Below are 25,974 nucleotides of genomic sequence, written 5' to 3'. Positions count from 1 at the left end.
AATGTTATTTAGCTTGCTTAGATTTTTTCAAGACATTTTGCTCGCTAAAAATATATCTCCCATGGTAATAAATTATCTAGTTTTTCCTACTTAAGGACCTATGAAAAAATTATATAAATTTTTACGCTCTATTTCTTTAATAGGATTGAGTCTAATTTTACTTAGCCGATTAGAGGCCGTTGAAGAATTGGCCTCTCCAAGAATAGACCACAGTTCTAACTCTCCTAGTGTAGCTATTTTCATTCCGCCTAAGGGATGGCTGACAGCGGACCAAGAGGCTTTATCTGCGCATATCAAATATATGGTAGTTGGGCCTAAAGTACAAAATGAAATGCCTCCCACTATGAATCTATTGATTGAGCCTTATGATGGCACAATTAAGGATTACTTGAAAAGCATAAAGAAAATTAATGAGGCCCATGGAGATAGTTGGAAAGATCTAGGAATATTAAAAACAAAAGCAGGCGAGGCTAGTTTATCGCAAGTCGACATGCGCTCGAAATGGGGCGGAGAAAAACTTATGCATGCTATTATTGTCAGAAACAAGTATGCTTATGTGCTGACTGCGACTGCAGCTAAACAGGAATTCGCCAGGTTTTATCAGGAGTTTTACCAAGCATTACGCTCCTTACAGATCTATGATAACATTTTAGATGTAGTAAAAGATCCTGTGAAAAAAACTCATCTTGAAAATGCTTTTGCAAAAATTCAACAGACTTTCGATGCAGCTTTAGCTAAGGCGCAGGCTACCCCCTCTTCTCTCTCTCAAGCTAACTGGAAAGAACAGATCTTTTACCATCCTGATTTTCAGAATCATCATTGGAGCCCATTTAAAGCCATGCTAAAACGTAATTATAATGAGCTAAGCCCTGAAGAACAAAACGCTTTAATTGCAAACTACTACACTAAGTTACTGAATTAGAAGGAACACAACAAAAGGAAAGAAGATTTTTCATCTTATATCTCTTTAATACACAAGGAGAAAAAAATTTTTTTCTCAATAGCTAATATAAAAGAAAAGAAAAAAAATTGCAGAAAATGATTTTATATGCCATAACAGCATTGATGCATATATTTATAATTTTTAACACCAACACAAGGTACCAAAGGAGTACGTAAACATGAAAAAATTCAAAAAGATGATTGCTTTGACAACTCTGTTAGCGATATGCGGTTCCACTGTAGATATTAGTGCTCAAGAATATGTTAGCAATGTAGGTGGAATTTGCTATGAAGAATCTCGCCAAGCCCATAGCTTAGCACCAGCGATTGCACTTGGAACCATTGCAGCTGTTGCTATTATTGCTGTAGCGGTACAGAATAGAAGCCACGGACATGGACACGGCCACGCTCATTAATTCACAATAGTAATGCATGAGATGCTGCAACCATGCAAAAAGATTACAAAGAAAGGGGCTCATCTAGCCCTTTTCTTGCTTGTTATACTCTCCTCCTGTTCAACATCTATGAGACAGTGGAAGCTTAAATGCAATAAAGCATCCTACCGCAAATTCACAGGCTCGCGTTTATACCTTCCTGCTGAGAATGCACTTTCTGAAGTAGAAGTGGAGATCATTAAAACCTCTCGAGAACAGTTAATCTACCTTAATGCTAAAGGCTTAGAGTTTCAAACTGAAAGAAAAGACCTCGCTGGACACGCTACTCTTCCCGTCGCTATTCATGTGGATGAGCAAGAACACTACTATTCGGCCTTTCTTCTCCAAGGTAACCAGCGTATTTTGTTACCTGAAAATGCCTGTTCATTAATCATCTCCTCGCTTCTTGACCATAAAAAAGTAACAATAGTGGTATCTAATCGATCGACCCTACTTACCCACGAGCATTTTACAGCCCATTACAGCAAGCTAACTTATTGACCACCAATCATCCGCCTTTTACCCCACTTCTTCTTTTAGGATCTTATTCCCTCTTAAAAAATTTTAAGAGGAGCAGAGGAGATAGCTTACAATCGCTAAGCTTATCCCCCAAATGAGAGACTTTTAAAAATAGCTCGGCATGTAATCATCGTCTTAATATAAGCCTGTTTATCATGAAAAAGCCAGCTTTCACAAAGAGCTCATCCCTGTAGGATCGTACAAACGCAGTTTCTTTAAACACAATGATTACCTCGATTAGCTTATACCTCACTCAGGAAACTTTTTTAAAATTTGCTTGCTTGTATCGATTATCAGCTCTTCGGTAGAGGTTTTTTACCTAACTCTTTCGAACAACTGAGGATAACTTAAGAATGGATATACTCGTTCATAAACTGAGGACACCTTTTATATTTTTTAACCATACAGATCATTAAAAATCTATGGTTTCAAAGGGAGCTACAAAGGCTTTATAAAGTATGCCTTTGCTCGCGAGACGCCTAATTTTATCGAAAGCACAAATAGCATTTTGATAATCCTTCTTTCCCTAAATTATTATAGCAAAAGTTTCACAATTTCTGTAAGTTTGCTCACTTTCAAACTCTACCTAGCTAATTTAAATAATCTTAGCAAGTATTTCTAGTTTAACCCCGCAAAATGACTAAAAAAGTTTGCTCTATTCCTAGGTAAGCTGTAAAATCGTGAAAAAAAAGGAACAACTATGCAAAAAGGACATATTCTTCAGTTTGATTGCCAACAATGTAAGCAACAAGTCTCATTTTCGATCTTTGAACTCGATCAGCTTAGCCATTGCATCCAATGCTCCAGCTGCTATAAAAAATATGTTTTCCATGATGAAACACTGATTAGGCAACTTAAAAAATTCGCTTTACTGTGCCGTCAAATTATCGATTCGGAAGAGATTTTAGGCAATACGGTAGTAGGGATTGATCTTCTAGATAAACATGTCAAAATTCCTTATAAATTGCTACTTACGCGTTTTACTTCTAGTTTAGACTTGCTAATAGGTGATCAACCTGTTAGCATCCGATTTCGTATAGAACCTCTTAAAGATACTCCCTTAGAAAAGGAAACTTATCATGTCTAGTCAACTTGAACAGCTTAAACAAATAACTACTATCGTGGTAGATACGGGCGACATTGATACTATAAAAAAGTTCACCCCTACAGATGCTACCACTAATCCCTCCTTAATTTTGGCTGCTACCCAACAATCGCAATATAAACATTTGCTTGATGATGCTGTCCAATACGCTAAAAAGAAAGCTGCCAATTCTAAAGAAATGCGTACTTTAATGATGGACAAGTTATTCGTTAACTTTGGAATAGAAATCTTACGACTTGTTCCCGGACGAGTTTCAACGGAAGTGGATGCGCGTCTTTCATTTGATAGGGATGAGAGCATTCGTAAAGCGCATACTCTTATAAAATTATATGAAGAGGCAGGAATCAACAAGGAACGCGTGCTTATCAAATTAGCTTCTACATGGGAAAGCACACGAGCAGCACAAGAACTTGAAAATGAAGGCATTCATTGTAATATGACTCTATTATTCAGCTTACCACAAGCCATAGCTTGTGCGGACGTTAAGGCTACTCTTATTTCTCCCTTTGTAGGGCGCATTTTGGACTGGTATAAAAAGAATGAAAATGCAAGTGGTTATGCCCCTTCAGAAGATCCAGGTGTGCAATCCGTTACCCAAATTTACAACTACTTGAAGAAATTTGGATACAAAACGCAAGTGATGGGTGCAAGCTTCCGCAATGTCGATGAAATTCTTGAACTTGCCGGCTGTGATCTGCTAACAATAGCCCCTTCCCTTTTAGAAAAGCTTAAAAATACTCAAGGCCCTGTTCCTCGTAAGCTTAATGCTGATCAAGCTCGTCATTTGAACTTAGAGAAAATTAATCTAGATGAGAAAAGCTTCCGTTTAATGTTAAATGACAATGCGATGGCTACAGAAAAATTAGCTGAAGGTATACGCAAATTTGCTGAAGATTCGGTTAAACTCGAACAATATATGGCTGATAGCTACAGCTTATCTTTCTAAGGTAGCTACTCATACTAGCCAATCGAGGTAGGAAGCTTAAAGTCTTTTCAAAGTCTATCTAAAAAATTTATAAGCTTTCTACCTATAAGCTTTCCATAGATTGGTAAAGCTTATTTTTCTCTCTGTTTTCTATCTTTTCTTGTCTATCTTTCCCCACAACTTTCCTGGATTAAAAGAGTAGTTGCAAAACGATAAGCCTGGTTAAGAGCAACAAGGCAAAGGAACAGCAAAAAAATTTTGCTTAAAAAACTTTAAAAAGTTTTGCTAGCGTCTACAAAATTGAAAATAATATGCCTTCGAGCAGTTCTTTATGTAATCATATACTTAGTAAAAAGCTTGTTTTTACGGGTAGAGTCAGCCTGGAAAAAGGTTGATTTCTTTTTTGGTGATGCAGACGGTAGCTTCTTTAAAAGGTATAAAATTGTGCTTAAAAAGACTTAAGCTCTTTATTAAAAAATCAGCTTTTTAATCTCTCATTGCTATTAACGCCAACTTTCCAAACTCTCTAGCAGCGTATAAAGCTATTTAAAAGCGTATGATTAAAATAGCTTAGGATAAACTTTAAGGGATTGGGGAAAAGCCCATACTCTTCGGGCCACCCTTTTTAAATTAGACCTAGTAACTATGACTTTAAAAAATGGAGCTATCTAGACTTTCGTAGTATTAAGGCCAGCTAGAAAGAAAGATAAGCTTTTTAGCTTCTTGCTAAATAAAAAAACTATCCATCAAGAGTTTATCTTTGATGGATAGTTAATACGCTTGGCAAAGGGTAGCGAATTGCTCCCTTTTTTAAGAGCAGTAGAAGTAGAAGCTCTATTATTTTACACAGAAACTTCTATAGGTTCATCTTCAAAGTCAAACAACAGCTCTTCCTCGTGCTCTTTGTCGACAAACTTTTTAACTCGCTTATGATAGGCAAAGCCTGTCCCGCCGGGGATGATATGTCCCATGATGACGTTTTCTTTAAAGCCCATCAAATAGTCAGTCTTACCTGCACAAGCAGCTTCTGTCAATACACGGGTAGTATCTTGGAAAGAAGCAGCTGAAATAAAGGATTCGGTGCTCAATGAAGCTTTCGTGATACCCAACAGGACAGGAACTCCTTGTCCCGCTTTACCGCCTTCTTTAATCACCTTATTATTTTCTTGCTCAAATTCTCGTTTGTCTATCTCTTCACCGAACAACATACTGGTATCGCCTGGATCCAGCACACGCACTTTTTTGAGCATCTGACGTACGATAATCTCAATGTGTTTATCATTGATATCCACACCCTGGAGGCGATAAACCTCTTGTACTTGATTCACAAGATATTTCTGTAGTTCCCGTACCCCACACACTTCCAGGATCTCATGAGGGATGACGATGCCATCAGTCAGCTGTTGACCTTTAATAACATGGTCGCCACGCTGAACGATTAAGTGCTTAGTATGAGAAATGAGATGTTCTTCCTCCATTCCTGATACTTCATCACGTACTACGACTATTCGCTTGTTCTTTTGTACACCACGAAAATCTACCACCCCGTCAATTTTAGCTATTTCCGCCGAGTCTTTCGGCTTACGAGCCTCAAAGAGCTCAGCCACACGAGGAAGACCTCCTGTAATATCTTTTGTTTTCAAGGCTCCACGAGGCAATCTAGCAAGAAGCTTACCACCACTAGAATATTGCCCTTCAGCTACTGAAATAATGGCTCCCGAAGGAATAGGATAAGTGCCTACAAGTTCTGTACATTCCTTATCAGCATAGATTACAATTTGAGGATGAAGTTCACCACGGTGCTGCTTGACAACCAATTCTGTCTGGCCCGTTTGCTTATTAACATCTCGTTCTGTCGAGATACCCTCCACAAGATCTTCGTATTTAACGTAGCCCGGACGATCGCAAATAATGGGAATATTGTGTTGCTCCCATTCAGCAATTTTCTTACCTAATTTCACTTTTGATCCATCGGGCACTAAAATTTTCGTACCCAATTCTACCGTGAAAGTTTGAAGAGCTTCGATCGATTTTGTGCTAAGTAATTTTTTATACTCTTCAATCGTGCGTCCTTCATCTCGTACAATGTTTAAGGACCCATTTTTGTTCAATGCAATCCACAATCCTTCATCATTTTGTACGACACGAAGATCTGTGTAGATCACTATTCCTTCTTGTTCGGTAATAATCTCAGGGCTTACGCTTGCTGAGGCAATACCACCTAAGTGGAAAGTACGCATTGTCAGCTGTGTACCAGGTTCACCAATAGACTGGGCAGCAATAATACCTACCGCTTCACCTTGGCCAACAGTCCGCCCATTTGCCAAGTTAAGACCATAGCACTTTGAGCATACTCCTCGGCGCGTTTCGCAGGTTAACACCGAACGAATCCTAATATGTTCAATACCTGAGTCATCAATAGCCTCGGCTTGTTGGATAGTCAAGACATCGCCTGCTTTAGCCAGTAATTTTGTACTATCGCCGGGCAGATAAATTTCATCAGAGACAGTACGGCCAAAAATACGATCTTTTAAAGGCAATAATTCCTCTTGCCCTTGCTTAATCGCTGATACTTCAATACCATTTAAAGTTCCGCAATCTTCTTCGGTAATGATCACATCTTGGGCCACATCAACTAAACGACGCGTAAGATAGCCGGAGTCAGCAGTTTTTAAAGCTGTATCTGCCAGACCTTTACGGGCACCGTGAGAAGAGATCGAATATTCAAGAACCGTTAATCCTTCGCGGAAGTTAGAGGTAATAGGCGATTCGATAATTGCGCCTGACGGCTTTGCCATCAAGCCCCGCAATGCACCTAACTGCCTAATCTGTGACTTGTTACCACGTGCGCCGGAATCTAACATCATATATAAAGGATTACGTTTGGATTCTTTGACTTCTCCTACAAGTTTAAATAGCTCTTCAGAAACCTGTTCAGAGACTTCTGTCCAAATACTGATAGTTTTAGAGTGTCGCTCCCCATCGGTAATAATCCCTTCTTCATATTGCTTTTTAACTTGGGCTACACGCTCATGCGCTTCTTGCAAAATTTTGCCTTTAATCTCAGGAATGCGTACATCACATACTCCCATCGATAAAGCTGCTTTGGTAGCTTCAGAAAAACCTAAAGATTTTAGATTGTCAAGAAAACGTACTGTGGCTTCCAACCCAGCTTTTTTATAACAATCCATGACTAGCTCTGACATCTTTTTCTTAGGCAAGCTGTAATTTTGAAAACCCATTTCTTTAGGTACAATCATATTGAAAAGCACCCGTCCAGGTGTAGTTTCAATAATACCTGCTTCTGTTCTAACTTTGATTAACTCATGAATACGTACGCCACGGCTGTAATGCACTTTATTTGTGGCTTCATCATCTATACGCTTGCCACCCTTTTCATATTCATACCAGTTATAACTTCCACCAGCATGTAAAGCCATCAGCACTTCCTGGGCATCGCGGAAAACACGTATTTTCTGTCCATGCTCTTCAGGGAAATAAAGAGGATCATGCATCAGATAATAAAGGCCAAGGGTCATATCTTGCGAAGGAACAGCTACAGGCTTACCTGAGGAGGGCAAGAAAATGTTATCAGGAGCCATCATCAAAAGCTTAGCTTCCAATTGTGCTTCGATAGATAAAGGCACATAAACTGCCATCTGGTCTCCGTCAAAGTCAGCGTTAAAGGCAGCGCACACTAGAGGATGAATGCGGATAGCTTTCCCTTCAATGAGTACAGGCTCGAAAGCTTGAATACCTAGGCGGTGCAAAGTAGGTGCCCGGTTGAGTAGAACAGGATGCCCTTTAATGATATCTTCCAGGACGTCCCACACCTCAGGAGCATGACGTTGGATCATTTTTTTAGCTGAGCGTATGGTATAAACATAGCCCAAATCTTTCAAGCGTTTTACAATAAAGGGCTCGAATAGCTCAAGAGCCATTAGCTTCGGTAGACCGCATTGGTTAAATTTTAGCTCTGGACCGACAATAATTACTGAGCGTCCTGAGTAGTCAACCCTTTTACCCAAAAGGTTTTGGCGGAAACGCCCTTGTTTACCTTTAAGCATTTCTGATAAAGACTTAAGAGGGCGGTTACCAGCTCCCATAACTGGATGTCCATGGCGGCCATTATCAAATAAAGCATCTACAGCTTCTTGCAACATACGTTTTTCGTTGCGGATAATCACTTCAGGGGTTTTGAGCTTAAGAATAGCTTTAAGACGATTATTGCGATTGATTACGCGGCGGTAAAGATCGTTAAGATCAGAGGTAGCAAATCTACCACCATCTAAAGGAACGAGGGGTCTTAAATCAGGTGGAATGACAGGTACACATGCCATGACCATCCACTCCGGCTTATTAGTAGAGGAAACAAAGCTTTCTACAATTTTAAGACGCTTAGCTAGCTTCATGCGCGCTTGCATGGATTTAGTTTTACGCAACTTTTCTTTCAGCTCAACTAAAACAGACTGTAAATCCTCTGTAGCCAGCAAATCGGTGACAGCTTCAGCACCCATTTTAGCTTTAAAAGAATCTCGGCCATATTTTTCTTGCGCTTCTCGGTATTCGACATCGTTAAGCAATTGTTTTTTCTCAAGGTCTGTGTTACCTGGATCTGTAACTACATACTCTTCATAATAAATGACCCTCTCTAGATCGGTCGAAGACATACCCAAAACATTTCCAATACGCGAAGGCATAGTTTTAAAAAACCAAATATGCACAACGGGCACAGCTAATTCGATATGGGCCATTCTTTCACGGCGTACTTTGGAGAGAGTGACTTCGACACCACAGCGATCGCAAACAATCCCTTTATGCTTGATTTTTTTATATTTTCCGCAAGCGCATTCCCAATCGCGTGTAGGGCCGAAAATCTTTTCACAAAACAAGCCGCCTTTTTCTGGCTTAAAAGTTCGATAATTGATCGTCTCAGGCTTTTTAATTTCTCCACGCGACCATTGATTTCTGATGATATCATCAGATGCAATTTTGATCGTGAGCTTATCAAATTGCTGCTCATCTCTTTGATTGTCTGTCATGCTTGTATCCTCTTAATAAATCTATTCAGTTACCACGGATTCTGTGCGAACATCAAGGCCTAAGCCTTGCATCTCTTTTATCAAAACGTTAAAGGATTCGGGTGTTCCTGCTTTGAGCAAATTATCACCTTTAACAATCGATTCGTATATACTTGTACGTCCCGACACGTCATCCGATTTAACCGTAAGTAACTCTTGTAACACATGTGCTGCACCATAAGCTTCAGCCGCCCAAACTTCCATCTCACCAAAGCGCTGTCCTCCCATTTGCGCCTTACCACCCAACGGCTGTTGAGTAACCAATGAATAAGGTCCTACGGCGCGTGCGTGAATTTTATCAGCCACCAAGTGAGATAGCTTTAAGATATAAATGTAACCTACGACTACGGAGTTATCAAAACGTTCGCCTGTACATCCGTCGTAGAGATAAAATTTCCCATCTCCTGGCATTCCTTGGGCTTTCATCATCTCCCAGATTTTTTCTTCTGGAAAACCTTCGAAAACAGGACTTTGCACCCAGATTCCTGCAGCACGAGCCGCAAAACCTAAGTGAGTTTCGAAAAGCTGGCCCATGTTCATACGAGAAGGCACCCCAAGAGGATTGAGGATGACTTCAATAGGCCGGCCATCTTCCATATAAGGCATATCAGCTTCCCGCACGATTCTTGAGACCACCCCTTTGTTACCGTGGCGGCCTGCCATTTTATCTCCCACTTGTAATTTACGCTTAGAAGCTACGTAAACTTTCACTTGGCGTATAATACCGGGGTCTAAATCAGTATCACCCTTCCTCATGTGCTCCACCTCAGTTTTATACTGAGTGTCCAGAGTTTGCATAGCAATGGTGTAATCATGCAGAATTTGCTTAAGCGTTTGGAAAAGCTCATTATCAGGCGTGAGAAGATCTTCAATGTTTTCTTTTTCAATTGCTTCAATCATCTCTTGATTGATTAAAGCACCTTCTTCAAGAATAACTTCCGCAGTCTTGCGATGAACAATAGTACCTGGAGACATTTCATTTAACAGCAAGGCACCTAGACGTTCGCGCCTTTCTATACGAATTTCATGAAGCTTAGCTTTGTATTCTTTTTGAATATCTTTCAAGCGAGAAGCTTCTTCCACCAACTCATCATCGGTTTTAGATAAACGGTCTCGTCTACTGAAGACCTTCACATCCATGACTACGCCTTCAGTGCCAGGAGGCACTGTTAATGAAGCGTCTTTTACATCAGCCGCTTTCTCGCCAAAAATTGCGCGTAGTAATCTTTCTTCGGGAGCAAGTTCAGTTTCAGATTTAGGTGTAATTTTACCAACGAGAATATCGCCTGGCTTTACTTCAGCACCTATGCGTATAATACCATCATCCCCTAAATTAAGTAAAGCCTCTTCTGATACATTAGGAATGTCGCGTGTAATCTCTTCCTTACCCAATTTCGTATCGCGAGCTGTTAATTCAAACTCTTCAATATAAATTGAAGTGAAAGCATCCTCGCGTAATAATTTTTCGGAAATGATAATGGCATCTTCAAAGTTATAGCCAAACCAAGGCATAAAGGCTACCAGTACGTTACGCCCAAGCGCAGCTTCACCTTTATCTGTGGCAGGTCCGTCGGCAATTACATCGCCGGCTTTTATTTTATCTCCTACTTCTACAAGCGGTTGCTGATTAATACAGGTACCGGAGTTCGAACGTAAAAATTTCTTCAACAGATAAACTTTTTTCTCCATACGATTATCTAAAGGAGAAATAACAATTTTTGTACCATCTACATATTCCACAACCCCTTCTTCTTGCGCTACTACTACGGCGCCAGAATCCCTTGCAGCTCTTGCTTCTAATCCTGTTCCTACTAAAGGCGCTTCAGGTTTTAACAAAGGTACACCTTGACGTTGCATGTTAGAGCCCATCAAAGCTCGGTTAGCATCGTCATGTTCAAGAAAAGGAATTAATCCTGTCACAATAGAGACTAATTGTTTGGGCGAAACATCCATATGCGTAACTTTGGATGATTCAATTTCTAACGGTTCACTGCGATAACGTGCCCATACGATTGAATCAGCAAACATATTGTGTTCATCCAGGGTAGCAGAAGCCTGGGCAATTACACAGCGCTCTTCTTGATCTGCAGTCATGTACTCGATCTCTTCGGTGACTATGCCATTGCGCACAATTAGATAAGGTGTTTCAATAAAACCAAACTCATTGATCTTAGCAAAAGAAGATAAAGAGGTAATCAGACCAATATTTGGGCCTTCAGGAGTTTCAATTGGGCAAATTCTTCCATAGTGGCTTGTATGAACGTCACGCACTTCAAAGCCAGCGCGATCTCGATTCAGGCCGCCAGGTCCAAGCGAAGAAAGACGACGTTTATGGGTAAGCTCAGCAATGGGGTTAGTTTGATCCATAAACTGAGACAATTGAGAGCGACCAAAGAAGTCTTTAAGCACACCCGAAAGACCTTTAGCGGAAACAATTTTACCGGGAGTCAAGGTATCCGAAGACAAATCAAAAAGATTCATTCTTTCTCGAATAATTTTCTCCATGCGAGCCAAGCCAATACGGCATTGATTTTGAATTAACTCACCTACAGAACGCACGCGACGATTACCTAAATGGTCAATATCATCAATATTAACATCATCGCGACCTTGCTTAAGACGAATTAAATATTTTAAAGCACCAATGACATCTTCTTTCGTCAAAGTGACGGTTTGAAGTTGCTCGTCGGTAAGTTCCAGGCCCAATTTTGAATTAAGCTTATAACGACCTACACGACCTAAATTATAGCGCTTGGGATCAAAGAATAAACGCATAATAGCAGAACGGGCGTTCGATAAAGTAGCAGGTTCACCAGGACGAATTTTGCGATAAAAATCTTTTAGAGCGGATTCATAGGAATCAGTAGGATCCTTTGCTAGCATTTTAATGATAGGGCTTGTTTCATCGGCGTCTTCAGCAATACGAATGACTTCAATACCTGCGTCTATCATGCGTTTTAACATGGCTGTCGTTAATTTTTCTGCTGCTTTACCAAATATTAAGCCACTATCTTCATCGATAACGTCTTGGGCAAGGATTTTACCTACATATTTCACGAATTCTTTTTCGTTTTTAATCTTAACTTTGCGGGTACTAAAAAACTCTTCAATAATATCGGCATTAGTCGAGTATCCCAGAGCACGGATAAAAGTTGTTGCCAAAATTTTACGACGTCTTTTCTTACGATCGATGTAAATATGGATAAGATCATTGCTATCAAATGCGCCTTCTAGCCAGCTTCCCCTATAAGGAATAATGCGGAAGGAATAGATAACATTTCCTCTTGTATGCCGCTCCTGCTCAAAGCTAATCCCAGGAGAGCGATGCAACTGAGAAACGACCACGCGCTCAGCACCATTAATAATAAAGGTACCTTTATCAGTCATGACAGGGATAGTGCCCATGTACACTTCTTCTTCCTTGATGCCCGTCTCGTCTGTTAACCGAAACTTAACCTTTAACGTGACGTTATAAGAAATTCCTCGGCGAATACACTCCTCGGGAGTATACTTAGGCACACCAAGGCTATAAGAGATGTATTCTAAGATAGTCTTTTCGTCATAAGACTTAATAGGAAACAGCTCGCTAAACACCTCCTGCAAACCGATATTTTCGCGCTCATCGGCGAACTTATTAGCTTGAAGAAACTGATTGTAAGATTTTATTTGGATTTCAATAAGGTTCGGAAGATCAATAATTTCTTTTTTATTGATAAAACTCATGCGTTGCGGCGGCCTTTTCAACATTCTGAAGGTCTCCCTGTGTAACTTAACTTAATTGTTTGGATGATAGGTGTAGAATTAAAGATAGACTGATATTTACTAATAGTATCTACCACTAACCCTAAAGGACAGATATATCGACTATATTTTTCAAGAACCAAAATATCAATTCCTAATTTACATTTTTAATTCTATACCAAAAAGCCAAACTTAAAAATAGATGAGCCCAGGTAGGGAAATATTAATTTCACTACCTGGGTGATAAAACTCAAAAAAACTTTCTTAGAGTCCTTTGAGTGTAACCTTAGCACCTGCAGTTTCTAGCTTCTTCTTAATATCTTCAGCTTCTGCCTTGGGGGCTGTTTCTTTGACCACTTTTGGAGCACCGTCTACGAGCTCTTTAGCTTCTTTTAAGCCAAGACCTGTAATCTCGCGTACAACCTTAATGACACCGATTTTTTTATCAGCTGGGGATTCAACCAAAGTCACTTGAAAATCAGTTGCTTCTGGAGCAGCAGGCGCAGCAGCTGCAGGTGCAGCAACTGCCACAGCAGCAGCAGCGGCCTTAACGCCCCACTTATCTTCAAGCATAGTTTTCAACTCAGACATCTCTAATACGCTCAATTCGCTGAGTGTATTGACTAAATCTTCTGTTTTTTTACTCACAGTACTACCTCTTTAATTTCTAAAAACTTTATGTTAATGGGTTAATTATTATCTTCGCCGGCTTGCTTACATTTATTGTCCAAACAGTAAACCACGCTTGACAACACTGCATCCATGACTGCCAATGTCTCAGACATCGGTGCTTGAAGAACGCCAAGTAGCTGCGCACGCATTTCATCTTTATTGGGCAGCTTAGCTAAGGCCTCCATTTCAGCTGCATTGTACAGTTGGCCTTCAAAACGGCCACCAATCACTTCAACAACTTTGCCATTGTCCTGGCTAAACTTGTATACATACTTTGCTGTATCAAGCGGCTCATGCCCTGCCAAAACAATTCCTATATGCCCTTCTAGTGAGTCTATATCTATATCAAGCCCTGCTGCTTTAGCTGCTTTCACTAAAATACGCTTACGCACAACTTCAATGAAGCCACCCTGCTTAGCTAGGTCGCCACGAAATTCGTTAGCTTTATTAGCTGTAAAGCCTCTGTAGCGCATGATCAAAAAAGAATCATTTTTCTGAATATGATCTTGTACTTCATCTAAAAGGAGCTGCTTTTCTTCTCTCATAAAATAACTCCTTTAAGCTTGCTCAATTGCACGCAGGTCGATTTTTAAGCCGGGCCCCATCGTAGAGGAAAGGTACGCAGACTTCATAAATTGTCCCTTCGCTGCAGCTGGTTTGGACTTCTGCACAGCATGCAAAAATGCCATTATGTTTTCTTCAAGTTTATCATGCGCAAAAGATAGCTTACCCAATCCATTGTTAATCATTCCATGGCGATCCACTTTGAACTCAATTTTACCGGCTTTGAGCTCATGAATAGCTTTAACGATATCAGTGGTTACGGTTCCAGCTTTGGGTGTTGGCATGAGTCCTCGAGGGCCAAGAACTTTACCTAACTTACCTACTTCGCGCATCATATCTGGGGTGGCAATAACGGCATCAAAGCCGCTCCATCCCCCGCTAACTTTTTCTAAAAGTTCGTCGTCACCTGCGTAGTCGGCTCCAGCTGCTAAGGCTTCTTTAACCTTTTCACCTCTGGCAAAAACGAGTATTGAAATCGTTTTTCCTGTACCATTCGGTAGTGATACAGTTCCGCGGACATGTTGATCCGTTCTACGAGGGTCCACGCCCATTTTTAAAGCCACGTCAAGCGTCTGATCAAATTTAACAGGCGGACATTTCTTTAAAATTTCGACAGCTTCTTTAACTGTGTATGTTTTAGTAACATCCACTAGTTTTGCTGCCTCCCGAATTCTTTTGCTTTGGCGACCCATATTCTCTTTTTGTTTATAAGTTTATTCAGCGACTAACTCTAAGCCCATGGAACGTGCTGTCCCTAGAACGATATGTGTAGCAGCTTCTAAATCGCGCGCATTCATGTCTTGAATTTTTTCTTCAGCCACTTTTAACGCTTGCGCCTTAGTAATTTTGCCCACTTTGTCTCGATTAGGTACGGCCGACCCTTTTGCTACACCTGTTGCTTTTTTCAATAGTTCTGCTACAGGGGGCTTTTTTGTAATAAATGTGAAGCTTTTATCAGCATACACAGTGATGACGACGGGCAAAATATCTCCTGCCATCGCCTGAGTTTTAGCATTATATTCCTTGCAAAATGCCATAATATTTACACCGGCAGAACCGAGTGCTGGACCAATAGGTGGAGCTGGATTAGCTTTCCCTGCTGGAATTTGCAACTTAATAATTTTAACAACTTTTTTTGCCATAATTTCCTTCTATCCACCATTCATCTTAACATGTGACACCCCGAGGCAGGGGTCTGAAGCAGCTAAAGCATCAAAGCTGAGTTTTTTGTCACACTCATTATATATTATCTTAATTGAAATCTTCAAGGTAGTGCTATTTAAAGCGCCGTCTCCTCATGATCTCTAGCTTGATTCTGCTTCTTCGTTAATTTCTTCCACTTGTACAAATTCTAGATCATCCACCCGTGTATCACGCCCAAAAATAGAAACCAATACGCTCAAACGGCCTTTATCATGGAAGACCTCAGAAACCGTTCCAATAAAGTTAACGAATACACCATCTATAATTTTAACTTTGTCGCCTATTTCAAACTTGTGGCGTTGAGTAACTTTTTGTTTTTTATCTTCTAGATCTCTAAGAATTTCTTCAACCTCAGCATCAGATAAAGCTGTAGGCTTATCTCCACCTAAAAACTCAATGACTCCGGCAGTCTGCTTAACATAATGCCAAGACTCATCTGTTAGAGTCATTTTTACAAGGAGATAGCCCGGCCATAAACGTCTTTCTATAATTTTCTGTTGTCCTTTTTTGACCTCAGAAACATTTTCAATGGGCAGCAAAATTTTTTCGATAAGCTCGCTCATGCCTTTGAGGTCTCGGTGCTCCTCTAATGCTTTCTTGACTTTTTTTTCATGTGTAGAGAAAACCTGTACGACATACCATTTGTGCATTAACCACCGCCGTTATTAATCTTAAACTACTAAACGCAAAGCCGACTCTAAAAACCAAAGGCACGCTTGAATGAGTAAATCCATAAAATATATACCCATTCCACAAAAAAATGTGGCACCGACCACAATAAGAGTATAAGTTTTTAATTCTTCAGGATTCGTCCAGTTAATACGTTTAAGCTCAGCTTTAATTTCGCTAACAAAGTCAGCTACTTGTATTTTTTTATTAGCCGCCACAGTTTCTTTATTTTTAGAGGCATTAAGGGTAGGCTGTTGTTTTTTCTTCGCTTCCATTAATTTTGCTTCGACTACCATATTTTACCTCCAACCTACTCTCATTGTGATTACTTCATTACGAGTGCGGAGGGATTCGAACCCCCGACCGGCGGCTTTGGAGACCGCTGCTCTACCAGCTGAGCTACACACCCTCATCATTAAGTTAAGTGTGTAGAAAATTGTAGGCTACCCACCTATTTCTCTACACACTTACATTAACACTTACTTGATAATCTCTGATACTGTACCAGCACCGATAGTATGTCCGCCTTCACGAATAGCAAAACGCATACCTTTTTCCATGGCTACTGGAGCAATTAATTTAACAATAATCTCCACGTTATCACCAGGCATAACCATTTCTACGCCTGCTGGCAATTCAATAGTACCGGTTACGTCTGTCGTACGGAAGTAAAATTGAGGACGATAACCTGTAAAGAAAGGCTTCTTACGACCACCTTCTTCTTTAGTCAAGACATATACAGGCGCTTTGAATTCAGTATGAGGAGTGCAAGTACCGGGAGCTGCCAACACCATTCCGCGCTCGATATCAGTCTTTTCAAGACCACGAAGAAGAAGACCGACGTTTTCACCGGCACGTGCTTCATCCATCGACTTGTTGAACATCTCTACCCCTGTCGCTACAGTGTCACGTGTTTCACCTAACCCGACTAACTGCAACTTATCGTTTAATTTGACTATTCCTCGCTCCACACGGCCAGTAGCTACTGTACCACGTCCAGAAATTGAGAATACATCTTCAACAGGCATTAAGAAAGGCTTATCGATTTCTCGTGTGGGTGTAGGAATTTGCTGATCAACAGTGCGCATTAAAAGCTTAACTGCTTCCACATATTTTTCATCTCCCTCGAGAGCTTTTAAAGCAGATCCTCTAACAATAGGTACATCTTTATAGCCTTTGGATTCGAGTAACTCATGCAATTCTAATTCCACCAAGTCAAGCAACTCTTGATCGCTTTCACCTAGCATATCTACTTTGTTAAGGAACACTACGATCGCAGGAACTTGCATCTGACGAGCTAATAGGATGTGCTCGCGAGTTTGAGGCATAGCACCATCCGTGGCAGCTACCACAAGTATAGCACCATCCATTTGTGCCGCACCTGTAATCATGTTTTTTACATAATCAGCGTGACCGGGGCAGTCAACGTGTGCATAGTGGCGAGCATCAGTTTCATATTCCACGTGAGTGGAGTTGATAGTGATACCACGTGCTTTTTCTTCAGGTGTATTATCGATCGAAGCATAGTCTCTAAAAGTTGCTCCGCCTGCTTCAGCCAATACTTTTGTTATAGCGGCTGTTAAAGTTGTTTTGCCATGGTCGACGTGGCCAATAGTGCCCACGTTTACGTGAGGCTTATTACGTTGAAATGATTGTTTTGCCATTATATCCTCCGTTAAACTCCAGTAAGGACGTTAATATATTTATTTTTTCTTTTTTGCCCAGAAAAGGAATTGAACCTTCGACCGCTTGCTTACCATGCAAGTGCTCTACCACTGAGCTATCTGGGCAAGCAATTTTTGTCTGCAAACTCAAAAGCATAAAAGTTTAGCTTTTTTTATATAAAAGATCAACAATTATTAGGATCTTCCATATTCTTAACGTTGGCGGAAAATTATCCGAGCTTTCGTTAAATCATAAGGAGACATCTCTACAGTCACCACATCTCCTACCAAAACACGAATATTTTTCATTCGCATTTTTCCACATAGATGGGCTATAACCTTTAAGCCATTTTGTAAGGACACTCTAAAGGTCATATTTGGAAGCAGCTCTTCTACAGTGCCGTCCAATTTAATAGTATCTTCTTTTGCCATGCTATATTGGGGTTTATGTCTTTGAAGAAATAGAAACGATTTATTTAGTGTAGAATAAATTAACACAAATCTGTTAAATGTCAAGCATAAATGTTAAATCCATGAAAATTATTTTACTTTGGGGGAATATCGCTTAGCTAACCTCCTACTACTTTTTCTGCTATATTACACCACCCTTGCAAGGATGATTTTTATATTTATCTTAAAAAGGCGCAGCGTCTGCATTTTTTTTAAGAATTTTTGATTGTACTTCTCTTTGCTTACCCCTAAGAAACATACAAGCCAAAGAAAAATTTAATATGGCAAATAAACGATAGGAGAGCTATTATTTCCTCGGGATAATCAACCACTTAACGCAGGCTCTTTATTAAAAAGATAAAGAGCTGTAAATTAAAAATTTCATTTTTTGCAAACACTTACTAGTTGCAGTTTATTTAAGCGTGGTTAAGTTTGCTATTCCCTAAATATTTTTAGCTTTAAGATAAAGTAGATATTAGAGCTGTATACTGAATTTGATAGATTTCCTTATGTCACCCACCTTTGAAAGAAAACAAAATGAATTAAAAGCTCTTTTTGCAGCTTGCCCTAATGAAGAGTCTAAATACAAAAAGATCATGGAAATGGGGCGAACATTAACAAAGCTGGAAATGCATCTTAAGACCCCTGAGAATATCGTTAAAGGCTGCCAAAGTGTCATGTATTTACACTCTTTTTTAAAAGAGGGAAATGTCTATTTTAAAGTGGAGTCTGAAGCTTTAATTTCTGCCGGGCTAGCAGCTCTTCTTATTTATGTCTATAATGGAGAAACACCAGAATCTATTTTAACCTGTGCACCGACATTCTTAGAAGAGTTGGGTATTCGCGCTAGCTTAACACCTAGCCGTGCCAACGGCCTCTATAGTGTACATCTACGCATGAAGCAAGACGCCCTCAGATTATTAACAGCTAAGTAAATAGCTTATTGCCCGCCGATCTAAATATTAAATTTTCTTAAACTTAATCCTCTGCCCGCTTCGTACATGGCTTTTGCAATTTTACGGATGGGGCCAGTTTTAAGTTATCTATAAGAAGAAAAGCGTAAAAAATAAAATACCAGGCGCTTTTATAAGACAGGATAAAAAAAACCAAACTTTAGGCCACTTAAAGAAAAGTTTCCACCATTTTTTATTGGCTAGCAGCTAACTCCTTCATTAAGACGGATTTATTTCCTTACGCGTTTCAAATTCTAGCTTCCATTGACGCCCATCTGCTGATACACACCATAGCTCCAGTACACCCAATTCTGTCATCCGAGACTTTAACTTAACATTGATCACTTTTCCATCTCCTTCCATACGATCTAGGCATGCTTCTATGCTAGGTAACTCGGTCAGCTCCTGTTTCCAATTTTTAACTAGGGTTCCTACTGCAGGTTCTATACCATTCGACAATGTTTTAGTCGCATGGCTAAAAAAGCGAAAGGTAGCTGGCTGTCCTACTACGAGGGCAAATTCTTGCCCCGGTAAATCTTGTTCTGAGCCTTCCTCCATGCCAAAAGGTACTACACACACAGCTTTAAGAGACGGCGTAAGACCGGGCACTGCTAAGGTAGCCTCTTCTACGCCCACATAAAAGCTGCGACTTGTACCGCTTTTAATCCTTATGGCGTGCCCTCGACAAGCAAGTCCATAGCTAACAGCTCCATAGCTCACAGCGTAATCCAGATCGCCGTCTGCCAATACCTTTACCGTTTCTCTATGCATTTTTGTAGCCCAATAATTAAGTTGCTCTACTACTCTTTGGCAAAACGCTTCTGCTTTCATGGTTCCCCCGTTAAAGAGGACAGCGGTAGGCATTAGAAAATTATCCATGCTTGGGCTTTCACTTTCACCGGTCATAGACAAAAATTTAGCTAATTGGCAGGTTATACGCGCATCTTGCGCATAAGGCAAGCCAATCTGCTGCAAGCCTAAACGCTTTTCATGATGAGCACGTTCTTCGGGATTTACTATAGGCATAAAGCCTTGCAGAATTAATTCTTGGGCTTCAGGCAAGGTTATAGATGTTTTTAAAGAATTGGCTATTAATTTACGTCCTCTTCCCATAATAGTGATGTCCACTTGCTGAGAGGGTGCTAATGCAAACAGCTGTTCCTTTGCTTGTCGGCAAGCATGTGTTAAAGCTTTAAGTTGCCATTCATCAATAGAATGGCCTTGCTCTTCTAATTTAGATTTTGCAAGGTAAGCTAACGCTAGATCTATATTGTCTCCACCCAGTAATAAATGGGATCCTACGGCAATGCGTTTTAACCCTACCTCTCCCTCTTGATCAATTACGGAGATGACACTAAAATCGGTAGTTCCTCCCCCAATATCTACTACTAAAATATGATCTCCCACTTTAAGGATTTTACGCCAATCTTGGGCATGTCTATGTAGCCATGCATAGAAGGCTGCCTGAGGTTCTTCTAGAAGAATAATAGCGGGATATTCCGCTAAAGCTGCAGCTTCTTCGACAAGTTGGCGGGCTCGCGGGTCAAAAGAGGCAGGAACCGTAATTAAGACCTGCTGCTCTTTAAATGGAACTTGCGGCATATTTTTTTCCCATGCTAAGCGCATGTGCCGCAATAATTCCGAACAAGCCTGCAAGGGACTTATTTTCAAGCTCTCTTCATCAAAATCTGGAGGAAGAAGGGGGTCATGGGGATTAATGCTAGGATGACAAAGCCAGGATTTTGCTGACGAGATGAGCCGAGTAGGCAGCTCAGCTCCTCTATGACGAGCATACGATCCTACACATTTGTTAGAGCTAAAAAAATCTGCTAACTCTAGAGGAATTGCAGAAAGCTCCTCTGATAAGGGAAAGTATAAAAAAGAGGGAAGAGCCTTGCTCTCACCTAAGGTTGTAGCCTCCATGACCTGGGGAATAGAAAATTGATGAATAACGGGGTTATTATCATCAACTTGCGTATAAGCTAAAGTGCAATTAGTCGTTCCAAGATCAATACCGATAATATAATGGCTAGAAGAGACCATGATTAAAATACCTTATATACAATATAGAGAGAAAAATATTTTTTTAATTATCCTTTAACTTCAATTTCTGCAGGACAAATAATTTCGGAGGCTTGTTCTGCCATTTTCATCGGCAAAGATCGTTTATGAGCTTTCCAGCCTTGGTGAACAATAGTTCCTATATAGGGAGGCTCTCCCCTAACTTGGCCTGATACTTTTATAGCTGCAGTATCATATCCTTTGGGTACTGTAATCATTGCTCCCTCTTTTTCTAGCATGATAGGACGTATGGTTACCAGTTCTTCCAAGTTCTTACTACATTCTTGATGAATTTGGCGTACAGCCGCGCCTACTTGAGCATCAGTAAAAGCATGAATATCCTCTTTTAAGAAATCAATAAGCCGCCCTGACTGCTGCAATAAAGCGAGCAAGCGCAAATGTGAATAGTCTTGCTTGGGGCTTTCTAAATTTTTCACCGAATCATCTAGAAAAGCCAAAGCCTTAGTGGGCTCCTTCCAAGCTTTAATAAATGCTTTTATAGCTAATAAAAAATTCATGGTAGTTTCTCCTAAATGTCGATTCTTTTTTCGATAAGTTCATAGGCTTCATACACGGAGGATAAATAGCCGGTATGTACAAAAATCTCAAGCAATAAACATAGAAGAAAAAATACAAATACTAGACTTAGCAGTAATTTTCCTCCCGGCACACGAAAATAAGCGGGATATCCTTTAGAATATCGGCCTATCCAAACCATTAAAACAGGAATAAAACCATTTAAGATTGTATCTCCATAACCGCCCGAAGAATCTAGAGCGACTACAAACACTCTTTCAAATTGAGTAGCAAAAACAAGTGTAGGCACGATGATTAAGATGCCTAATATTACATTCCCTATTCCTATCTTTTTAATTTTTAATCCATCGGAAAGGAAATCAAATAGCCCTAAAGCAATCCCTAAAAAAGAAGTGACAACGGCAAAAAAAGCAAAAAAATGAGCAATACTTGCTACATACTTTCCGTGCACATGTTCATTTAAAAAAAGAGTGGCAGGCTTACCATCAATCAAGGCTTGAGCCAAGCCATGGGTCCCTTCTACGGGAACAATCCCCAGCATCATACATTGCCATAAAGCATATACTATAAAGGTAATAGAAGTCCCTCCAATAATTGCTAAACGTAAGCTCTTTAAGTTCTTTTTTAAATAAGGAGTCAAACTTGGCACCATTGTTTGATAGCTAAAAGAGGCCAACATTAAAGGAATAGCTAATAGAAAACCTGTCCAATGACTATATTTCAAATAAGTAACTTGTACTTCGGGCATCCCTATGCTAATTAAGGCTACATAGGAAGCAAGCATTGCCATAAATAAAATTGCATTGACTCGGCCTACAATAGCACTCCCTAAATAGAGAACGAGCCCAAAAGTTAAGATATAAATCGTACACCCTAGCTCTTTAGTCAAGGGAAGATTGAAAACGCTGTCGAAAGCTAGAGCTAGCTGATGGCCTCCCGCTGCTGTATAGGCAACAAGCGAGGCATAACAAATAAAGAGATAAAGAATCCAGCTAATCCCACGTCCCATATTTCCTAAAAGACGGTGTGTCATGGTATCAACATGGACACCTTCTTCCATCCACAGGCTAACTTCCAATAAAAGTAGACCTGTAATTGTCATCATTATCCAACAGATAACCATGACCACCAAAGAAGGTATAAAGCCATTCACACCTGTGGCAACAGGTAAAGCAAGCATTCCTCCACCAATACAACAACCCGCTACAAGAAACATAGCTGACAAAACGGTTCCTTTAGAAGGAACGAGACTTTTTTCCACAACTCTCCTTAATAAATTTTAAAATTAGTGAGATGATCATAGATAATTTAGTGATAGTCATCAAGAGGAAACAACTACAGAACTAATAGTAGAGTGTCATGCAATGCAGTTTATCTTTTGCCCTCTTAAAAGCTAGCCAAACTCTCTACTTTTTTCCTTTCCAGGAAGATACTTTCAAGACATCAAAGAAGATTGAAGTAAAAAATTTTCTAAACTTTTCAATAAAGCTTGTTATAATAGCGACATCCATCCAGCAACTCATCTATTTGTTCAAGGTCCTTGAAAGGCAGTCTATCCATCTTTAAGCTTTTGTTTCATTCAATCCCCTCTTTTATTAAGATAAAAAAGACTTAAAGAGTAAATATGCCAACCTTCTTATTAAAAATTCAAAACCTCTCTTTTTCTTTCGGGGAAAAAAAGATATTAAAAAATCTTTCGTTAGATATATCACCTAACGAAGTCATCTCTTTAGTAGGATGGTCAGGATCAGGGAAAACGACTCTCTTTAAACTCCTTGCAGGCCTATTACCGACTGAAAAAGGGGTGATTAGCATGGCCACAGGTTACCCTGCAGAATCCATTGCTTTTATGGCGCAAGAAGATCTTTTGCTTCCTTGGAGAACAATTCTAGAAAACTTACTCCTGCCTACAGAATTAGGGAAAAAGCCTTCTTCTAGCTTATCCCTCCAGCAAAAAGCAGTAAGCTTGCTCTCAGAAATGGGCCTCCAAGAAAGTGCTAATCTATATCCTGAGCAACTTTCTGGAGGAATGCGCCAACGGGTTTCTCTCGCCCGTGCTCTTTTGCAACAACGCCCTCTCCTGCTGCTGGACGAGCCTTTTAACAAGCTAGATGTAGTACTTCGTGAGCAGATCTATGAACTATTACGTAAACTTAAAGAGAAATTGAATTGTACCATTTTAATGAATACCCATGACTTTCGTGATGCTATTTATCTGGCAGACCGTATTTTATTGCTGCATGATGGAATTATTTATAAGATATGGAAAATAGAAAATAACGTGCGGCATGATCCACTCCACTATGCAACCCTTTCAGAGGAAATCCGGCAGGCCCTCTTCAATTTGATAAATTAAGCTGATAAGTATGACCTTTTAATTTTCCTCCTCTAAAGGGCCTTGTTAGATAAATAATCTAGTAGCTCGTTTGTTTAAGGCCCAGCCTTATGCTACTAAGTTAGCACCCCTAGCCCTTTAGGTATTCCAATTTTTTTATCTTATTCCTAAACTAAAACTTACGCTATAGTTCTACTTACTGATAAGCCCTTTCCTAAAGAAAAAATTCCCTCCCAAGCTCTACATAACTTTCCACGCACTATTTCTTTTTCTCCAGCCAGGTCTTGTCAGTTTTTAGGCTTCAGGTTCCTTCTCCTTGTGGAGGTACTAAGGGATTTATGCTTTGAATAGAGGATGGGTAGCAAGTTTATCTATCATAAGCTTTCTGTCTATAAGAAACTTTTAGCCCCTTTGGCAACTTAAAAGATTATCTAGTTTGTTATTAAATCATCCGCTTTATTGCTCTTTGTCACCTCCCTCAAAATAATCTTCTATGGATTTGGACACATGCTTAAGTAGATCTTCCTTCAAATTCTCCGCTTGTCTTTCTAAAACTAACAGATTTTGCATTCTCCTTCCTCATCAAGCTTCATCTTACAAAAATCAAAGGCTATATCTGTTAGGGAAGGGTATGGTTTAACTTCTTTACGTTCTTGCCCAAGCTCTTTAGTGCGTCTACAGATGCATATCTAACTAGGATAGACGAATAGTAAGCAATCTTGAGTATTAGCCCGCATAGAATATGCCTCTGCTAACTTTATTAAGCATTATAGTTATCCAACTCTCTAATAGATAAAAAATCAAAAAAAGTAATATTTTATATAAAAATCAAACTAAAATAATATTTTCTTGTTTTAATTAATAGATCTATAGTTTATGGTTAGCTGCGGATAAATTTTTGAATTAAAGCTTGGAAAGCAAGGATAGCCTATAAACGCTTGGCTATAGCTTCTTGCTAAAAATAAAACATCAATATTTCCTAGGATTGATTAGATTGTTAAATAATGAAAGCTTTGCTATTAGCCTTATAAAACATTAAAGAAAGGGCTTAACCTCATGCAAGTTCCAAATCTCTCTCCCCATCCTCTATCAAAGATTTCACCTGAAATTCCCGTGTCTGCGCTTTCCCCCGAGCTCCACAAGAAGTTACAAAATCCTGAACTTTACGCTATGGTAGAGGGTACTCTATGTGGCCGGCTGGTTAAATTGCTTCTAGCACGCTGTAATACCACTTTAGAAAAGCATTTATATGTATACAAAGCTAAAGGAGTTGTGCTCTCAGAAAGCTTACAGATTATATTGGGAATAGCCCAAGCCACAGATAATCAAGAAGCTCTTGATATACTTTATAAGTATAATCCTAACTTAGATTCCATCTGCTCTATTAAACTTATAGCTCATCGATTTAGTATTGTCGGTAAAAGCCAAATAAATGGGCAGTCTTTTGAGTTAGAAGGTTCTGATCATCGCATTACCTTTCAAGCTCTTTATAATTCGCTTAAACAGCATCTAGATCTTCCTGAGCAAGAGATGATTCTTCCGATTATTGAAATGATCTTAAAAGTTGAAAAAGATCCCACTATAATGCCAGCAATTCTTTTAGAAGCCTATCATCAAGGCAAAACAATTTTTTTGCCTTTGGTATTTAAGTTAATGACAGCCTGTCACATTTATGGTTTTCTCATTAAAGGCAACCGGCTAATCAAGCTTAATAAAGGACTTCATGCAGACCTACCTACTGGGCTACATGTTTATAGAATAGCTGATCCTTCTAAGATTAATATTGAATACATTCATAGGTTACTGAACACGAACGTATTAAGAACATATTTTGAAAAAGGTGTGGATAAAGAGCTTGGTCTTGTTCACGACCATTATATCCCTACTACCCTTCAAAAAGGAGGATTCTGTTCTTGGTCTTTAGCCAAAATGGCTTTACGCGGAAGCTTTATTTTAGAAGGGATAGAGAATGAAGAAATAAAATATAAAAAATGGAGTCAAGCCGATCGTTTTGCCACACTCATTGATTATCTAAAGCAAGAAAATATAGATCCCCACTTAATCGCTTCGATGTGGTGTAGAACTAAAGACCAAAAAATTAAAGAAGCTTTGGAAGATA

General features: G+C 39.7%; 21 protein-coding genes and 2 tRNA genes. 8 read left to right on the top strand and 15 right to left on the bottom strand.

Annotated elements, in window-relative coordinates; all coding sequences use genetic code 11:
* Nucleotides 1-100: 100 nt before the first annotated feature.
* The 5 genes from NEOC65_RS06670 (at nucleotide 101) to tal (ending at nucleotide 3,946) form a co-directional block, all read left to right on the top strand.
* A complete protein-coding gene (locus NEOC65_RS06670; RefSeq protein WP_213156095.1) occupies nucleotides 101-922 on the top strand; it encodes a hypothetical protein in 822 nt (273 codons plus the stop codon).
* Nucleotides 923-1,121: 199 nt separating this feature from the next.
* Nucleotides 1,122-1,358: a hypothetical protein gene (locus tag NEOC65_RS06665; protein WP_166155229.1), complete on the top strand. Its 237-nt coding sequence runs from the start codon at nucleotides 1,122-1,124 to the stop codon at nucleotides 1,356-1,358.
* Nucleotides 1,359-1,379: 21 nt separating this feature from the next.
* Nucleotides 1,380-1,877 (top strand): hypothetical protein, encoded by a 498-nt coding sequence (locus NEOC65_RS06660; protein ID WP_213156094.1) that lies wholly within the window; start codon nucleotides 1,380-1,382, stop codon nucleotides 1,875-1,877.
* Nucleotides 1,878-2,595: 718 nt separating this feature from the next.
* Nucleotides 2,596-2,982, top strand: coding sequence for a hypothetical protein (locus NEOC65_RS06655; protein WP_166155225.1), 387 nt, complete (start codon nucleotides 2,596-2,598; stop codon nucleotides 2,980-2,982).
* Nucleotides 2,975-3,946, top strand: a complete 972-nt coding sequence (gene tal / locus NEOC65_RS06650; protein WP_213152455.1) for a transaldolase — start codon at nucleotides 2,975-2,977, stop codon at nucleotides 3,944-3,946. Before NEOC65_RS06655 ends, tal begins: the two co-directional genes overlap by 8 nt.
* 821 nt (nucleotides 3,947-4,767) lie before the next feature.
* On the opposite strand, the gene rpoC is transcribed toward tal, so the two are convergent.
* The 12 genes from rpoC to infA form a co-directional block, all read right to left on the bottom strand.
* Nucleotides 4,768-8,967, bottom strand: coding sequence for a DNA-directed RNA polymerase subunit beta' (gene rpoC / locus NEOC65_RS06645; protein WP_213152456.1), 4,200 nt, complete (start codon nucleotides 8,965-8,967; stop codon nucleotides 4,768-4,770).
* Nucleotides 8,968-8,988: 21 nt separating this feature from the next.
* Nucleotides 8,989-12,729: a DNA-directed RNA polymerase subunit beta gene (rpoB, locus tag NEOC65_RS06640; protein WP_502710282.1), complete on the bottom strand. Its 3,741-nt coding sequence runs from the start codon at nucleotides 12,727-12,729 to the stop codon at nucleotides 8,989-8,991.
* Nucleotides 12,730-13,011: 282 nt separating this feature from the next.
* Complete coding sequence (rplL, locus tag NEOC65_RS06635; RefSeq protein WP_039385535.1) at nucleotides 13,012-13,395, bottom strand: 50S ribosomal protein L7/L12; 384 nt, start codon at nucleotides 13,393-13,395, stop codon at nucleotides 13,012-13,014.
* A gap of 41 nt (nucleotides 13,396-13,436) precedes the next feature.
* Entirely contained in the window at nucleotides 13,437-13,964 is a 528-nt protein-coding gene (rplJ, locus tag NEOC65_RS06630) for a 50S ribosomal protein L10 (RefSeq protein WP_042244067.1), read from the bottom strand.
* Nucleotides 13,965-13,976: 12 nt separating this feature from the next.
* On the bottom strand, nucleotides 13,977-14,675 hold the full coding sequence (gene rplA, locus NEOC65_RS06625) for a 50S ribosomal protein L1 (protein ID WP_166155219.1): 699 nt from the start codon (nucleotides 14,673-14,675) through the stop codon (nucleotides 13,977-13,979).
* A 21-nt stretch (nucleotides 14,676-14,696) separates the two neighbouring features.
* Entirely contained in the window at nucleotides 14,697-15,125 is a 429-nt protein-coding gene (rplK, locus tag NEOC65_RS06620; protein ID WP_039385540.1) for a 50S ribosomal protein L11, read from the bottom strand.
* A 162-nt stretch (nucleotides 15,126-15,287) separates the two neighbouring features.
* Entirely contained in the window at nucleotides 15,288-15,836 is a 549-nt protein-coding gene (gene nusG / locus NEOC65_RS06615; RefSeq protein ID WP_039385542.1) for a transcription termination/antitermination protein NusG, read from the bottom strand.
* A gap of 21 nt (nucleotides 15,837-15,857) precedes the next feature.
* Nucleotides 15,858-16,151 carry a preprotein translocase subunit SecE gene (gene secE / locus NEOC65_RS06610; protein WP_166155217.1) on the bottom strand — a complete coding sequence of 98 codons (294 nt, stop codon included), beginning with the start codon at nucleotides 16,149-16,151 and terminating at the stop codon, nucleotides 15,858-15,860.
* A gap of 40 nt (nucleotides 16,152-16,191) precedes the next feature.
* Nucleotides 16,192-16,264: transfer RNA gene (locus NEOC65_RS06605), tRNA-Trp, on the bottom strand.
* A gap of 70 nt (nucleotides 16,265-16,334) precedes the next feature.
* On the bottom strand, nucleotides 16,335-17,519 hold the full coding sequence (gene tuf, locus NEOC65_RS06600) for an elongation factor Tu (RefSeq protein ID WP_166155215.1): 1,185 nt from the start codon (nucleotides 17,517-17,519) through the stop codon (nucleotides 16,335-16,337).
* A gap of 54 nt (nucleotides 17,520-17,573) precedes the next feature.
* Nucleotides 17,574-17,645: transfer RNA gene (locus NEOC65_RS06595), tRNA-Thr, on the bottom strand.
* Between the two features lie 87 nt (nucleotides 17,646-17,732).
* On the bottom strand, nucleotides 17,733-17,951 hold the full coding sequence (gene infA / locus NEOC65_RS06590; RefSeq protein ID WP_039385545.1) for a translation initiation factor IF-1: 219 nt from the start codon (nucleotides 17,949-17,951) through the stop codon (nucleotides 17,733-17,735).
* A 527-nt stretch (nucleotides 17,952-18,478) separates the two neighbouring features.
* Between infA and NEOC65_RS06585 the strand changes: the two genes are divergently transcribed.
* Complete coding sequence (locus NEOC65_RS06585) at nucleotides 18,479-18,904, top strand: SufE family protein (protein ID WP_166155213.1); 426 nt, start codon at nucleotides 18,479-18,481, stop codon at nucleotides 18,902-18,904.
* Nucleotides 18,905-19,141: 237 nt separating this feature from the next.
* Here the strand turns inward: NEOC65_RS06585 and NEOC65_RS06580 are convergent, their stop codons facing one another.
* From NEOC65_RS06580 to NEOC65_RS06570, 3 genes are read right to left on the bottom strand one after another with little or no spacing between them, the layout of a single operon-like run.
* A complete protein-coding gene (locus tag NEOC65_RS06580) occupies nucleotides 19,142-20,965 on the bottom strand; it encodes an Hsp70 family protein (protein WP_166155211.1) in 1,824 nt (607 codons plus the stop codon).
* A gap of 47 nt (nucleotides 20,966-21,012) precedes the next feature.
* The gene (locus NEOC65_RS06575; protein WP_166155209.1) at nucleotides 21,013-21,501 is read right to left on the bottom strand and encodes a DUF2760 domain-containing protein; all 489 of its coding nucleotides are present in this window, start codon (nucleotides 21,499-21,501) and stop codon (nucleotides 21,013-21,015) included.
* 11 nt (nucleotides 21,502-21,512) lie between these two features.
* A complete protein-coding gene (locus tag NEOC65_RS06570; RefSeq protein WP_349305271.1) occupies nucleotides 21,513-22,781 on the bottom strand; it encodes an amino acid permease in 1,269 nt (422 codons plus the stop codon).
* A 363-nt stretch (nucleotides 22,782-23,144) separates the two neighbouring features.
* Here NEOC65_RS06570 and NEOC65_RS06565 point away from each other — a divergent pair, with 363 nt between their 5' ends.
* Both NEOC65_RS06565 and NEOC65_RS06560 read left to right on the top strand, forming a co-directional pair.
* Entirely contained in the window at nucleotides 23,145-23,876 is a 732-nt protein-coding gene (locus tag NEOC65_RS06565; RefSeq protein ID WP_213152457.1) for an ABC transporter ATP-binding protein, read from the top strand.
* A gap of 1,035 nt (nucleotides 23,877-24,911) precedes the next feature.
* Nucleotides 24,912-25,974, top strand: a 1,063-nt coding sequence (locus NEOC65_RS06560; RefSeq protein WP_213156093.1) for a hypothetical protein, incomplete at its 3' end; no start/stop codon positions are given.

The sequence above is a fragment of the Neochlamydia sp. AcF65 genome (assembly GCF_018342435.1).
GTDB lineage: Bacteria > Chlamydiota > Chlamydiia > Chlamydiales > Parachlamydiaceae > Neochlamydia.
The sequence above is the reverse complement of the archived record's forward strand: the minus strand, read 5'-3'. Positions and strand labels throughout refer to the sequence as shown.